This is a genomic window from Onishia taeanensis (genome assembly GCF_003268885.1).
Taxonomy (GTDB): domain Bacteria; phylum Pseudomonadota; class Gammaproteobacteria; order Pseudomonadales; family Halomonadaceae; genus Onishia; species Onishia taeanensis_A.
This window is the reverse complement of record NZ_QLSX01000004.1, coordinates 273,038-287,511: the sequence shown is the minus strand read 5'-3', so window position 1 is coordinate 287,511 and position 14,474 is coordinate 273,038. Positions and strand designations below refer to the sequence as shown.

13 protein-coding genes are annotated in these 14,474 nt (G+C 62.6%); 11 read left to right on the top strand and 2 right to left on the bottom strand.

All coding sequences use genetic code 11. The features are described from left to right. The first annotated feature begins 13 nt into the window (after nt 1-13). Both BCL93_RS07915 and BCL93_RS07910 read left to right on the top strand, forming a co-directional pair. On the top strand, nt 14-631 hold the full coding sequence (locus BCL93_RS07915; RefSeq protein ID WP_112054730.1) for a TRAP transporter small permease subunit: 618 nt from the start codon (nt 14-16) through the stop codon (nt 629-631). Continuing rightward, complete coding sequence (locus BCL93_RS07910; RefSeq protein WP_112054729.1) at nt 631-1,932, top strand: TRAP transporter large permease; 1,302 nt, start codon at nt 631-633, stop codon at nt 1,930-1,932. Before BCL93_RS07915 ends, BCL93_RS07910 begins: the two co-directional genes overlap by 1 nt. A gap of 473 nt (nt 1,933-2,405) precedes the next feature. Here BCL93_RS07910 and BCL93_RS07905 read toward each other — a convergent pair whose 3' ends face one another. Further along, nucleotides 2,406-3,017, bottom strand: coding sequence for a gluconokinase (locus BCL93_RS07905; RefSeq protein WP_309251219.1), 612 nt, complete (start codon nt 3,015-3,017; stop codon nt 2,406-2,408). Between the two features lie 259 nt (nt 3,018-3,276). Here BCL93_RS07905 and BCL93_RS07900 point away from each other — a divergent pair, with 259 nt between their 5' ends. The 9 genes from BCL93_RS07900 to BCL93_RS07860 all read left to right on the top strand — a co-directional run bounded on the left by BCL93_RS07900 (nt 3,277) and on the right by BCL93_RS07860 (nt 12,465). Then, nucleotides 3,277-4,152, top strand: a complete 876-nt coding sequence (locus tag BCL93_RS07900) for an HAD-IIB family hydrolase (protein WP_112054727.1) — start codon at nt 3,277-3,279, stop codon at nt 4,150-4,152. 79 nt (nt 4,153-4,231) lie between these two features. After that, nucleotides 4,232-5,452 carry a glycosyl transferase gene (locus BCL93_RS07895; RefSeq protein WP_112054726.1) on the top strand — a complete coding sequence of 407 codons (1,221 nt, stop codon included), beginning with the start codon at nt 4,232-4,234 and terminating at the stop codon, nt 5,450-5,452. A gap of 86 nt (nt 5,453-5,538) precedes the next feature. Further along, entirely contained in the window at nt 5,539-6,975 is a 1,437-nt protein-coding gene (locus BCL93_RS07890) for an MBL fold metallo-hydrolase RNA specificity domain-containing protein (protein ID WP_112054725.1), read from the top strand. 268 nt (nt 6,976-7,243) lie between these two features. Further along, nucleotides 7,244-8,110 carry an MBL fold metallo-hydrolase gene (locus tag BCL93_RS07885; protein WP_112054724.1) on the top strand — a complete coding sequence of 289 codons (867 nt, stop codon included), beginning with the start codon at nt 7,244-7,246 and terminating at the stop codon, nt 8,108-8,110. Nucleotides 8,111-8,167: 57 nt separating this feature from the next. Then, nucleotides 8,168-9,433: an NAD(P)/FAD-dependent oxidoreductase gene (locus BCL93_RS07880; RefSeq protein WP_112054723.1), complete on the top strand. Its 1,266-nt coding sequence runs from the start codon at nt 8,168-8,170 to the stop codon at nt 9,431-9,433. A gap of 28 nt (nt 9,434-9,461) precedes the next feature. Next, complete coding sequence (locus tag BCL93_RS07875) at nt 9,462-11,237, top strand: SulP family inorganic anion transporter (RefSeq protein ID WP_112054722.1); 1,776 nt, start codon at nt 9,462-9,464, stop codon at nt 11,235-11,237. Continuing rightward, a complete protein-coding gene (locus tag BCL93_RS07870; protein ID WP_112054721.1) occupies nt 11,234-11,425 on the top strand; it encodes a YgaP family membrane protein in 192 nt (63 codons plus the stop codon). The genes BCL93_RS07875 and BCL93_RS07870 overlap by 4 nt, the downstream gene beginning before the upstream one ends. Nucleotides 11,426-11,590: 165 nt before the next feature. Then, complete coding sequence (locus tag BCL93_RS07865) at nt 11,591-12,049, top strand: YeeE/YedE family protein (RefSeq protein WP_112054759.1); 459 nt, start codon at nt 11,591-11,593, stop codon at nt 12,047-12,049. After that, on the top strand, nt 12,046-12,465 hold the full coding sequence (locus tag BCL93_RS07860; RefSeq protein ID WP_112054720.1) for a DUF6691 family protein: 420 nt from the start codon (nt 12,046-12,048) through the stop codon (nt 12,463-12,465). Before BCL93_RS07865 ends, BCL93_RS07860 begins: the two co-directional genes overlap by 4 nt. Nucleotides 12,466-12,677: 212 nt before the next feature. Here BCL93_RS07860 and BCL93_RS07855 read toward each other — a convergent pair whose 3' ends face one another. Further along, nucleotides 12,678-14,462, bottom strand: coding sequence for a sugar phosphorylase (locus BCL93_RS07855; RefSeq protein WP_112054719.1), 1,785 nt, complete (start codon nt 14,460-14,462; stop codon nt 12,678-12,680). Between the last annotated feature and the right edge of the window lie 12 nt (nt 14,463-14,474).

The following is a 14,474-nucleotide window of genomic DNA, read 5'->3' as shown; positions in this document are numbered from 1 at the left end:
GAGAGGAAACGTCATGTCTCGACAATCCCAACGCCACGAGGCGGCCGGCGTGACGCGCGACGACGAGCTGGTCGCCGCCACCGCGGGGGAGCCTGAGCCGAGTGATCCGACGCGCAGCGCCTTCGATCACAGAGTGACCTGGTGTGCCCGAGGTGCCGCCTGGCTGGTATTCATCGCCATGGGCATCAGCGTCTTCGAGGTCATCATGCGCTACGGCTTCGATTCGCCGACCTCCTGGGTGCATGAGACCGTGGTCATGCTGGTGGCCGTGAGCTTTGCCCTGGGTGGCCCCGCGGCATTGGCCGGCAACCAGCATATTCGCGTACGCGTGCTCTACGACCACGCCGGTCCGCGGCTCAAGGTCTGGCTGGATCGCTTCAATGATCTGGTGACGCTGGGCTTCTGCCTAGCGATGAGCTACGCCGCCTTCGTGATGTTCTGGGATGCCTCCCACAATCCGTTTGGCGACTGGTCGCTGGAGCGTTCGGGCACCTCCTGGAACCCGCCGTTTCCGGCCTTCGTCAAGGGCATCATCATGGTCTCGCTGATTGTCATGAGCATTCAGGCGTTGATTCATAGCATCCAGTCGCTGCGCGCCAAGCCGACCACGAACGCTGAGGGGAGCCGGTAATGGATATCGCCGACGGAACGCTGTTATTGGTTACCGCCATCTTTGCGCTGCTGGTGACGGGCCTGCCGCTGGCCTTCATCACTGGCCTGGTGGCCCTCGTTTTCACCTTCGGCTGGTTCGGCGGCAACGCCTTGCCGCTGGTCACCAGCCGGGTATTTGGCTTCGTTACCGAGTATTCGCTGGTGGCAGTGCCGATGTTCGTGTTGATGGCCTCGTTACTTGACCGATCGGGGATCGCCAAGGATCTCTTCAACGCCATGCGGGTCTTTGCCGGCCGCCTGCCTGGCGGGGTCGCCGTTCAGACCATCGTGGTGGCTTTCTTCCTGGCGGCGCTGTCCGGCATTATCGGCGGCGAGATCGTGCTGCTGGGTATTCTGGCCTTGCCGCAGATGCTGCGACTGGGCTATGACAAGCACCTGTCGATCGGTGTGGTCTGTGCGGGCGGTGCCCTCGGCACCATGATGCCGCCCTCGATCGTGCTGATCATCTATGGCCTGATTGCCAGCGTATCGATCGCCGATCTGTTTACCGCCGCGATCACGCCCGCGGTGATCCTGATGGGCTCCTACATCGCCTATGTGCTGGTGCGCTGCATGCGCAACCCGGCGATGGGGCCACCGATGACCGATGCTGATCGTGAAGACGGCTTCTCCAATCGTTGGCAGGCACTCAGGGCCATCATGGTGCCGGGGCTGATCGCCTTCATGGTGCTTGGCACGATCTACGGCGGTGTGGCCTCGGTCACCGAAGCGGCGGCGATGGGCGTGTTCGGGGTGCTGCTGGCGATCGTGCTGCGCGGTGAGTTTTCCTTCAAGACCTTGCACGCAAGCCTCGGCCAGACCATGACCACCTGTGGCATGATCATCTGGATCGGTATCGGTGCCGCGGCGCTGGTTGGGGTCTATAACCTGATGGGCGGTAACCGTTTCATCTCGCAGGTGATCCTCGGCATGGACGTTGAGCCGATCGTGATCCTGCTGGTGATGATGGCGATCCTGCTGGTGCTGGGCATGTTCCTCGACTGGATCGGGGTGGCGATGCTGGCCCTGCCGATCTTCGTGCCGATCGTCGTGCAGTTGGGCTATAGCCCGATCTGGTTCGGCATCCTGTTCGCGGTCAATATGCAGGTTTCCTTCCTGTCGCCACCGTTCGGCCCAGCCGCCTTCTACCTGAAGGGGGTGGCGCCACCCAGCATCAGCCTCAAGGACATCTTCGTATCGCTGCTGCCGTTCATCGCCATTCAGCTGTGCGTGCTGTTCCTGCTGCTGTTCTTCCCCGATCTGGCCATGTGGCTGGTCTGATTCACGACACTTCGTTCGTGATTGTCATGGAATACGCCTGAGCGAACGCCCCGACCATGCGAATGGTCGGGGCGTTTTTCATTTAAGGCTCTGCGGGGGCGCTGTTATCAATCAGTGATAACAAAAGACCAAGTTGATCAGCCGAAGGTGCATCAGTTGGGCAGCGAAAAATCATGCCTGGTGAAGCGTCGATGGCATGATATTAAGCACAGAATGAAGAGCCACATAAAGAGTGAAATCAGGAACGATTATTAAGAATAAGGCAAAGCAGCGTGCCGATAGAGACGTATTGCCTAAGAGGGTGCAGATCTATGAGGAAAATATCAGGTGGGAGGTGAAAAAGAGTAGGGAGTTGATGCCAAAAATTGAAGGTAAGCGCCATGTCGAGACTCATGGCACTTGGGCTTGAGGTTGTCTTTCGAGGTGCTTGTTTCGAGGATTTTCTTTTGAGGTTCTTCTTTCGAAGTGCTCGCTCAGCGCTGAATGCCGGATCGCGACAGAAAGTCCGTCACAATGCCTTCAGGCGACTGACGGATATCCAGGCGAACGGCCTCGGCTTCTTCCGGCATCTCGAGATCGGCAAGCTGGCTGTTCAGCATGTGTTCACCGGTAAAGAAGTGGCCGCTACGACCGCCCAAGCGCTCCATCAATACTTCCCGTGAGCCATGAAGATAAAGGATTTTCAGTTCGGGAGCGCCTTGGCGCAGCACGTCACGGTAGCGGTGTTTCAGTGCCGAGCAGCCGATGACGACATCTTTCCCCTGTTCGCGATAGTCGCGGTAAAGATTCGCAAGCGTCAGCAGCCAGCCTTGACGATCGTTATCATTCAGCGGCTCTCCTCGCGCCATCTTGGCGATACTGTTCTCGCTGTGATGGTCGTCGGCATCAATGAAGTCGGCATGGATTGCCTGGGCAAGCAGGTGTCCGATATGCGATTTACCCGAGCCGGAAACGCCCATGACGAGTAGAGTGAGTGGCGAGGTATTCATGCGTTTTTCTCGATAAATAGAACAGTGAACTTCAGGGGATAATAGCGAAAATAAGCCATTGATGGCCAGTAATAATATGGCGATATATTGTATCAATGTGGTGGCGTTATGATGGCCATTCAGCTCGTCATGTAGGCGTCTTTTGTGTCGACCAACGGCGCTCAGGTATATCCTGACCTAAAATGGTGCAAGGTGGCGGTGTGTTGCTGAAAGAATGCCTCATCGTGGTGCTAAAGGCCTCTGTCAGGACCCACAACACCCAGCGTTGCGCCACGCGTCATGGCGAATGCAGTAGTCTGGCACGCTGCGTGCTAGGGTTTTTTCATATTGGCACGCTCATGCCAGCCAGCAGGTAATGCCCATGTCCTCTGCCACGCCCTCCCTGCCTCGCCTGGTCTTCACCGACCTCGACGGCACCCTGCTCGACCACGACAGCTACGAGTGGCAGCCGGCCGTACCCTGGCTTGAACGTCTCCGTCACGCTGGAGTGGCGGTGATTCCGGTTACCAGCAAGACGCGAGCCGAGCTCATGCCGCTGCGTCGGGAGCTGGGCCTGAAAGATACTCCCTTCATTGCCGAAAACGGTGCGGTGATTGGCCTGCCACCCGCCTGGCAGCACGCCCGCCTGGATCGTGATCCGAACTTTGTCGATGGCCTGGCGGTCAAGACGCCGGGCATCGATATCAGTTTCCTGCGCACTCGGCTGGGCGTGATGCGCGAGCGCCTCGGCGTTCGCTTTCGCAGCATGGGTGAACTCAGCATCGACGAGATCATGTCGCTGACCGGCCTGTCGGAACCCCAGGCCCGTCTGGCCAGGGTGCGTGAGGGCTGCGAGCCGCTGGTGTGGGACGACACCGAGATGGCGCTCGTAGATTTTCGCCAGGCGCTGGAGGCGGACGGGCTATGCCTGCTTCGCGGCGGGCGCTTCTGGCATGCCATGGGACAGCTCGACAAAGGCGACGGCGTTCGCTGGCTAGTGGAGCGCTATCAGGCGCTGCGTGGCCGCCGGCCTCTGACCCTGGGGCTCGGCGACGGGCCTAACGATGTGCCGCTGCTCGAGGCAGTGGATCGCGCCGTGCTGATCCCGGGCCACCATGGTCATACTGTGAATCTTGGCAATGCCCACCAGTTTCACGCACGCCAGCCGGGACCCACGGGCTGGGCCGAGGGGCTTGATTACTGGTGGGGAGACGAGCTCCCCACGCCGTTCGACGAACAGTCGCCGCCATGACAAGACTCGATCACACAACACGATGACAAGACACGCTTACTGGAAACAGTGACAAGCACGATGATCAGGAGAGCCCCGGATGAGCGACTTTTACCAGAACGGTATCATCACCAACTTCCATAACCTGATGCGGCGCCCGGTGGAGGACATCGAGGCCGATCTGGTGCGCTTTTCCCGGCGCCGTCCGATGGGGCTGATTCTGCCTTCCTTGTACTCCGAGCTAGAGGGCCCGGCGCTTTCCCATATCGTCGATGAGCTGGCCAAGGTGCCCTACCTCTCAGAGATCGTGATCGGGCTTGATCGGGCCGATCGGGAGCAGTTTCTGCACGCGCGGGAATTCTTTTCGCGCTTGCCTCAGCACCACCGCATCCTGTGGAACGATGGCCCCCGGCTCAAGGCACTGGACGCCGAGCTGGCCGAGGAGGGCATCTCGCCCCAGGAGCCGGGCAAAGGGCGCAACGTCTGGTTCTGCGGTGGCTATGTCCAGGCCTCGCGGCGCACCGAAGCGGTCGCCCTGCATGACTGTGACATCGTTACCTACGATCGTGGCCTGCTGGCGCGGTTGATCTATCCGGTGGCGCACCCGCAGTTCAACTACGAATTCTGCAAGGGCTACTACTCGCGCATCGCCGAGGGCAAGCTCAATGGCCGGGTCTCGCGGCTGATGGTCACGCCCTTGATCAGGGCGCTGAAAAAGATCTACGGCCCGCTGCCCTATCTGGACTACCTCGACAGCTATCGCTATCCGCTGTCCGGGGAGTTCTCGATGCGCACCGATGTGCTCGATGGCATTCGTATTCCCAGCGATTGGGGGCTCGAGATCGGCGTGCTCTCCGAGGTGCATCGCAACTACTCCACCAAGCAGCTTTGCCAGGTCGACATCGCCGATGTCTACGACCACAAGCATCAGACGGTCTCTGCAGAGGATGCCACCACCGGACTCAACCGCATGAGCCTGGATATCGCCAAGGCGCTGTATCGCAAGCTGGCGACCCTGGGAGTGGAGATTCATGCCGAGACCTTCCGCACCATCAAGGCGACCTACTATCGCATCGCGCTGGACCTGATCGAGGCCTACGACAACGATGCCGCCATGAATGGCCTGAAACTCGACCGGCACAGCGAGGAACAGGCGGTGGAACTGTTTGCCTCCAACATCATGGAGGCGGGGGCGGCCTTCCTCGACAATCCCCGCGACAAGCCGTTCATCCCCAGCTGGAACCGGGTGCAGGCGGCGATTCCCGATCTTCTGGAGCGCATGCATGCGGCAGTGGAGCTCGACAATCAGGGCAAGGTCTAGCCGCGTCAAGGCGGTTGACTGACCTGGCCTGGCGGCGTCCTGCGACTATGCTGAAGGCGTGACCCCAGCAGCTGGAGGCAGGCCCGATGTCGACACTGACGTTTCTGGGTGCGGTCGGTGAGGTGACCGGTTCGCGCTATCTGATCGAAGTCGATGGCGATGATGATGTCATCGAGCCGGGCGAGAGCAGCGCCTCTCGGCGGCTGCTGCTCGAGTGCGGCATGCATCAGGGCGCAGAAGAGGCGGAGCGGGTCAATTCAGCCCCCTTCGGTAGCCTAGCCAAGACCCTCGATGAGGTCGTGATCTCCCACGGCCATCTGGATCACTGTGGGCTACTGCCCAAGCTGGTGCGCGAGGGCTATCGAGGCCCCATCCACTGCACGCCCGGCACCAAGGCGCTGCTGGAGATCACGCTGGCCGACTCCGCTTTCATCATGGCCAAGGATATCGAGTGGGAGAACCGCTGGCGGCATCGGGCCGGCAAGCCACTCCTCGAACCGCTCTACGACATCGATGACGTCGAGAGGACGCTCGATCTCTGCCAGGCCCATCCTTTCGGTCAGCCGGCGACCCTCGCCGGCGGCGTCGTCCTCGTGTATCACGATGCTGGCCATATCCTCGGTTCGGCGATCGTCGAACTGGCGGTTCCCTCGGGCGGGCGCACCCGGCGCCTGGTGTTCTCCGGAGACCTTGGCAATCCCGAGTCGGCGCTGATGAAGGACCCCGAAATCCAGCGTGACGCCGACCTGGTGTTGATGGAAAGCACCTATGGTGACCGTGATCATCGTCCGCTCAAGGAGACCATCGAGGAGTTTGCCCAGGTGCTCGCGGCGGCCTTCGAAGAGGGTGGCAATGTGCTGATTCCTGCTTTCGCCATCGGTCGCACCCAGGAGATTCTCTATCACCTCAGCATGCTCTATCACCAGGGCCGACTGCGCCAGCAGCGCATCTTCCTGGATAGCCCGATGGCGATCCGGGTGACCGAACTCTACGAGCGTCGCCGTTCTACCCTCGACCCCGAAGACCTGCATGCGCTCAACGTGGCGGCCCATGGCGACCCCGAACAATACTTGCCCGGGCTGCGACTGACCCGCAGCGTCGAGGAGTCCATGGCCATCAATCGGATTCGGGGCGGGGCGATCATCATCGCTGGCGCCGGTATGTGCAACGGTGGCCGCATCCTGCATCACTTCCGCTACAACATTGAGTATCCCAGTACCCGGGTCGTCATCGTCGGTTTTCAGGCCGCGGGTACCAACGGAAGGCGCCTGGTTGATGGCGCTAACCACCTCAAGGTGTTGGGAAAGGACCTGAAGGTGAGGGCGCACATCCACACCATTGGCGGCTTTTCAGCCCATGCCGGCCAGACCGAGCTGGTCGCCTGGGCCAGCGCCTTTCGTGATCGTCCACGGTTCTATCTGGTGCACGGCGAGCCTAAGGCACAGCTGGCCTTGCAGCAGATCCTTGCCACCACCGGCATTGATGCCGAGATTCCCGCCTACCAGCAGTGCATTGAGCTCTAGCGCGGCTCGCGCACGTCCTCTATTCCTTCATTCCTTCCGCCGCTTGACGCAGGTCAAGCGGCGCCTGCGATTGCCCGGTGATGTCGCCGCCGTTGCCTATGCTGATCGAAAGCCCGCCGATTTGCCGCAAATCCCAGCTCGGGGTAGCCTTCCTTTTATATATTAAAATGGTATAACGTTAGAACGTTATTTGCGTTATGCTGAGGCCAGTTGCGCTATCCATGCTCTTTTGGTTTCCCCATGTTTTTTGGTTGCAGAGGTATCCGCGATGAAAAGCCCGATCGTCACGTCTTTCTTTGACGAACCCACCAATACCTTTAGCTACGTGGTCCAGGATCCGGCGAGCCGGGCCTGTGCGATTCTCGACTCGGTGCTGGATTTCGATTACCCCGCTGGGCATACCGATGTGAAAAGCGCCGATGAGATCATTGCCTTTATCCAAGAACATCAGCTCGAGGTTGCCTGGATTCTTGAGACCCATGTCCACGCCGATCACCTATCGGCGGCCCCTTATCTGCATCGGAAGCTCGGCGGGCTGACCGGCATCGGTGCGCGCATCACCGAGGTTCAGGAGATCTTCGGTAAGGCCTTCAACGCCGGGACCGACTTCGCCCGGGATGGCAGTCAGTTCGATCGCCTGTTCGAGGAAGGCGATACCTTTGCCATCGGTGGCCTTGAGGGGCGAGTGCTGCACACCCCGGGGCATACCCCGGCCTGCCTGACCTATGTGATCGGCGATGCCGCCTTCGTCGGCGATACCCTGTTCATGCCCGATTACGGCACAGCCCGCTGCGATTTTCCCGGCGGCGATGCCGCTACGCTCTTCCGTTCGATTCAGAAGGTGCTGGCCCTGCCCGGTGAGACGCGGCTTTTCCTTTGTCACGACTACAAGAGCCCGGATCGCGATACCTATCATCACGAGACCTCGGTGGCCGAGCAGCGCGCCGATAATATTCATGTCCATGAGGGCGTGAGCGAGGAGGACTTCGTCAAGCTGCGCACCGAGCGTGACGCCACCCTGGGCATGCCACGCCTGATCCTGCCTTCTGTTCAGGTCAATATGCGCGCCGGCGAGATGCCACCGGCCGAGGAGAATGGACAGGTTTACCTCAAGGTGCCGATCAACCTGTTGTGAGGCGGTTGGCCCCGCAGCTCGGCGCTGCCTTCATGAATCGCTGTTCTGGAGTATGTAATGACCGATCACTCTTCTGAGGTTTCCCCCGCCGGCCAGGTTCGCCGCCATACGGTGCTGATCATCGGCGGTGGCGCCGCCGGCATCTCGGTGGCCGCGAGTCTGCTCAAGCGCCGGTCGAGTCTGGATGTCGCCATCATCGAGCCCGCCGAGGAACACTATTACCAGCCGGGCTGGACTATGGTCGGCGGCGGTGTCTTTACGCCGGAAGTGACGCGTCGCCCGATGCGTGAAGTGATGCCCGACGCTGTGACCTGGCACGCCAGTCGGGCCGAGCATATTGACGCAGAGGCCCGCCTGGTCCGCCTGGAGAGCGGCGAGTCGGTAGCTTACGAGCGGCTTGTAGTGGCGCCGGGACTGGTCTGTGATTGGTCCGCCATCGAGGGCCTCGAGGAAGCGCTGGGTCAGAATGGCGTCACCTCCAATTATCGCTATGATTTGGCGCCTTACACTTGGTCGCTGGTGCAGTCGCTTGAAAAAGGCAAGGCACTGTTCACGCAGCCACCGATGCCCATCAAGTGCGCCGGCGCGCCGCAGAAGGCGATGTACCTGGCCTGCGACCACTGGCGCCGCGAGCAGCGTCTGAACGATATAGACGTGAGCTTCTGTAACGCCGGCGGGGTGCTGTTCGGAGTGGCCGACTACGTGCCAGCGTTGCAGCGTTATATCGAGCGCTATGACATCGAGACGGCCTTCGGGCATCGCTTGGTGGCGGTGGACGGTCCGTCGCGTACCGCCCGCTTTGCGGTGAGCGATAAGGACGGTGAGCGCGAAGAGGAGCGGGGCTTTGACATGCTGCACGTCGTGCCGCCCCAGAAGGCCCCGGCCTTTATCGCCCAGTCGCAGCTGTCGAACGAGGCCGGCTGGCTGGACCTGGATCCGGCCACACTTCAGCACAGGGCATACGCCGACATCTTCGGCCTGGGTGATGCCAGCGGCACCGCCAATGCCAAGACTGCCGCCGCCGTGCGCAAGCAGACCCCGGTGGTGGCAGAGAACCTGTTGGCCTCGCTGGACGATACCCCGCTGACGGCAGCCTATCTGGGCTATGGCTCCTGCCCCCTGACAGTGGAGCGCGGGCGAATCGTGCTGGCCGAATTTGGCTATGACGGCGTGCTTCAACCGACGTTCCCGCGTTGGCTCAACGACGGCACGCGCCCCACGCGACTGGCCTGGTGGCTCAAGGCCAGTCTGCTGCCCTGGATCTACTGGAACGGCATGCTCAAGGGACGCGAATGGCTGGTGCGTCCCGCTCGCCGTGATTGAGCAGGATGCCCCAGGTAATGAGACGCTCATGACCCCTTCACGCTGGATTCCCCTGATCGGCTGGTTGCACGGCTACCGCCGGGACACTCTGGCCCGCGATTTGCTGGCAGCGGTGATCGTGACCCTGATGCTGGTGCCTCAGGCGCTGGCCTATGCCCTGCTGGCGGGCCTGCCGCCGGAAGTGGGGCTCTACGCCAGCATGTTGCCGCTGGTCTTCTATGCCGTCTTCGGCACTAGCGCCACCCTGGCAGTGGGGCCAGTGGCGGTGGCATCGCTGATGACCGCCGCGGCGCTGTCGGGCATCGCCGCGCCGGGCAGTGCCGAGTATGTGGGGGCGGCGCTGGTGCTGGCCGCGCTATCGGGGCTGTTGCTGGTGGCCATGGGGCTGCTGCGGCTGGGGTTTCTGGCCAATTTTCTGAGCCATCCGGTGATCTCGGGGTTCGTCACTGCCTCAGGCATCCTGATCGCGGCGAGTCAGCTGCGTCATCTGCTGGGCGTGAAGGCCGCTGGCGACAACCTGGTGGAGATGGTCACGTCGCTGGTCGCTTCGCTTGGCCAGGTCAGCCTCATCACGCTGGCGATCGGCCTCGGCGTTTGGGGCTTTCTGCTGTGGTGTCGGCGCCGGCTCAAGGGCATCCTGCACCGCCTGGGGCTGTCGGCCACAGCGGCCGATCTGGTCGCCAAGGCGGCGCCGGTCTCGGCGGTGATCGTGACCACGCTGCTGGCCTGGTCCCTGGGGCTCGGCGCCCGAGGCGTGGCCTTGGTCGGCGAGGTGCCAAGCGGGCTGCCCAACCTGGCCTTGCCGAGCCTCGATTCGGGACTGTGGACGAGCCTTGCTCCTGCGGCGGTGCTGATCAGCCTGGTGGGGTTCGTGGAATCGGTCTCGGTGGCCCAGACGTTGGCCGCCAAACGCCGCCAGCGCATTGATCCCAACCAAGAGCTGATCGCGCTGGGGCTTGCCAACCTCGGCGCGGGTGCCAGCGGCGGATCGCCGGTATCTGGCGGTTTCTCCCGTTCGGTGGTCAACTTCGAAGCCGGCGCCGCTACGCCACTCGCCGGTGCCTTCACCGCGCTTGGCATCGCCCTGGCGACGCTGACCCTGACCACCCCACTGGCGTTCCTGCCCAAGGCGACGCTGGCCGCCACCATCATCGTCGCCGTGGGTACCCTGATCGACCTGCCGGCCATCAAGCGCACCTGGGCGTATTCCCGGGCCGACGGCGTGGCCATGCTGGCGACCCTGGTGCTGACCCTGCTGCAAGGGGTGGAGAGCGGCATTCTGGTCGGCGTCGCGCTGTCGCTGGGGTTGCATCTGTATCGCACCAGCCGGCCGCACAGTGCCGTGGTGGGCCGGGTGCCGGGCAGTGAGCACTTTCGCAACGTCAAGCGCCACGAAGTCGAGACTGACGAGCACTTGGCGATACTGCGCGTCGACGAGAGCCTCTACTTCGCCAATGCCCGCTACCTGGAAGACACCGTGATGGCGCTGGCCAGCCGCCAGCCCGATCTCAAACACATCGTGCTGGCCTGTCAGGCGGTCAACGTGATCGACGCTTCCGCCCTGGATAGCCTGGAGGCCATCAATGGCCGGTTGAAGGACTCAGGCGTCTGCCTGCATCTGGCCGAGGTCAAGGGCCCGGTAATGGATCATCTCAAGGGCACGCATTTGATCAAGGCGCTGACAGGACGTGTGTTCCTGAGCACCTTCGATGCCTGGCACGTGCTTCACGGCGATGCCGCCGGGGTTTTACACGCACCGGGCGAGACGCCCGACGCGTCCCTCAAGCAAGGAGTGGGACCATGAAGAAGAACATAGGCAGTATCGACAAGATCGCTCGCATCGTGATCGGCGCCATCCTGATCGGCCTGGCCGTCACCGGCACCATCGGCGTCTGGGGTTGGATCGGTGTGGTGCCGGTGGTGACCGGGTTGTTGGGCAGTTGCCCGCTCTATTCGATGCTGGGCATCCGTACCTGCAAGCCGGGGCCCTGAGTCGAGCTGGTGATTGACCCTCGCTAGGCCACGCGTTAGGGCAATCACCTGGCGCAGCCGCTTGGAGCAAAGCAGTAGTACAGCTGCTTAAAGCACCGAAGTAGCGCAATGACCCAGGGAAATCAGTTACGGCAACCTATGACGGAAACCACGGAGGAGACGATGTTGGATTGGACTTCGAGTCTGTATGGCCTGGCCGGTGGCGTATTGATCGGCCTCTCGGCGGTGTGGTTGATGGCCACCCTTGGCCGCATCGCCGGGATCAGCGGCATTCTCTCGGCGCTGGTACTGGAACGGCCCAAGGGAGATACCGCCTGGCGCCTGACCTTTCTGCTGGGGCTGGTCAGCGGGCCGCTGATCTTGATGGCGCTCGGCGGACAGGGCAACGTCGCCGGCGAGCCGGGAGCCGTGATCGGCGCACCCGCCGGCGGGGTGGGGCTGATGCTGATCGCCGGACTGCTGGTGGGGTTTGGTACCGGTATCGGTAGCGGCTGCACCAGCGGCCATGGCGTTTGCGGCCTGTCGCGGCTCTCGCCGCGCTCGATGGCGGCGACCCTGACGTTTCTGGTCACCGGTATCGTCACTGTCTATGTGGTGCGGCATCTGCTGGGAGGTGGGGCATGAAGACAGCGATGCTCAAGCCCGTCGCGGGCTATCTCGCCGGCCTGTTGTTCGGCCTGGGGCTGGCGCTTGGCGGTATGACGGACCCTGCTCGGGTGATCGGTTTTCTCGATCTGGCCGGCGGCTGGGACCCGACGCTGATGTTCGTACTCGGCGGGGCGGTGGTGACCACCTTCATCGGTTACCGGTGGGTGCTGCGCCGTCCCGCGCCACTCTTCACGGGCGCCTTCCAGCTTCCGACGCGCCGCGACCTGGATACCAAGCTGCTGGGCGGTGCGGCGCTGTTCGGCATCGGCTGGGGGCTCTCCGGCTACTGCCCGGGGCCGGCTTTCGCATCGCTTTCGGGCCTGAGCCTACCGCTTGCGGCCATGCTAGCCACGATGGTAGCCGGCTGGTGGCTTGCCCGGCGCCTGGGGTGATTGATAAGCGCTACGTGCTTTCGGCCTAGTTTAGTCCAGCCTCGCCTTAATTTGGCTTAATTTGGCTGAGCCAGGCTTATTGCGCCTCAGTTAGGGTCAGATTGGCGCTGTTCGGACTGGCACCGCCCTTCAGGCGTGGCTCAGTCCGCTTTGCCTAGTTCTTTTGGCTTAGTTCTTTTGGCCTAGTTCCCTTGGTTCAGTCTGCTTGGGGCTCAGTTATGGCCCGGCTGCACCAGCCACAGACTGCGGTAAGGGCGCAGTATCTCGCGCTCTTCCGGTGCCCAGACCGCGCCGTCGGCGAGCACGTCGAGCCATTGGCCCTGATCCAGCTCAGGCATGCTGAGCGGCTGGCGCTGGTCGCTGATGTTGTAGATCGCCAGCAGCCGGCGGCCATCCGGCAGTGGGCCGCGCTCGATGGCGAAGAGCCCCGGCGGCGTATCGAGAACCCGCTGAGGCGCCTCGGGGTGGAAGCAGGGTTCCGCGGCGCGCAGCTTGAGGCGCTCCTTGAGCGAGCCGAAGGCCTCGCGGGTCGGGGTGCTACGGCTGTCGATCAGTTCGTTGAGCTCGGAAAGCTGCCAACGGCGGCGGTTGATGGCCCGCAGCTGGCCCTTGCGCTCCACGCCCTCGTTGTCATTGAGTGTCGCGGTCAACGAGTGCAGGTAGATACCGGGGATGCCCTGCAGGGCTAGCAGCAGGTTCTGGCTCAGCAGGAAGCGTTCGACCTGCCAGGCATCGGCGCCGCGTCGGGTGCCCTTCATGGCGTCGAAGTAGGCGATGTTGATTTCGTAGGGGGAGTCCTGGCCGTCCGGGTTGGTCTTCATGCTGACGAAGCCGCCGAAGCGGTGCATGAGATCCAGCATCACGTCGACCTCATGCTGCGGGAGCAGCCCTTCCAGGGCGCGCACGCCGATGCCGTCGTGGCTGGCCGTGAAGTTGAAGTAACTGCAGCCCGGCGGTAGCGACGGCAGGCTGCTGGCCCACTGGGTTAGCGCCGTGGCATCGCCGCTGGTCAGGGTATGCACCAGCAGCGGTGGCAGGGTGAACTGATAGATCAGGTGCGCCTCGTCCGGTGACATGCCTTCCATGGTTGCCCGCTCGAGCCCCAGGTAGCTCATGTTCTCGCGGTGCGGCACATTGGTCTCGGTGATCAGCCGCGTGCCCGGCGCCACGTAATCGACGACTGCCCGCAGCAGTCGCACGATGGCGTGGGTCTGGGGCAGGTGAATGCAGGAGGTGCCGACTTCCTTCCACAGATAGGCGATGGCATCCAGGCGAATGGTGCGGGCTCCCTGCTGCAGGTAGAAGAGCAGGATGCCGACGAACTCGATCAGTACGTCCGGGTTGTCGAAGTTGAGATCGATCTGGTCTTCCGAGAAGGTGGCCCACAGGTGGCGGGTGCCGCGGCGGGTGCTGACCGGCACCAGCAGCGGCGAGTTGCGCGGCCGCGTGACCTGAGACAGGTCGGTCGCCGGGTCCATTTCGATGAAGTAGTCGCGCCCGGGCTGGCTGTCGGCCAGGTAGTCGACGAACCACAGCGAGTCCCGAGATACATGGTTGATCACCAGGTCGACCATCAGGTCCCGGCGCTCGGCCAGCGAGCGGATATCCGGCCAGTCGCCGAGCTCCGGGTTGACCTCCCGGTAGTGCACGACCGAGAAACCATCGTCGCTGCTCCACGGAAAGAAGGGCAGCACATGCACCCCGCTGAAGGTGTCTTCCATGCGCTCATCGAGAAATCCCTTCAGCACCTCCAGCGGCGCGCGATCACCGTCAAGCAGGCTGTCGCCGTAGGTGATCAGCCACTGGTCACGCTCGCTCCACAATGGACGCGGCGTGGCATCGATGGCACCACGCTGGTGCGAAATCAGGGTGACCAGGCGGCGCATGATCGCCTCGCTGCGGGGGCCGTAGACTTCCTCCAGTCGTGCGCGAGCGGCGTTGACGAAGCCGGCTTCGTCCAACTGGCGTGGGGGCGTGGGGGGCAGGGATGAGCTCATGGTCAATTCCTC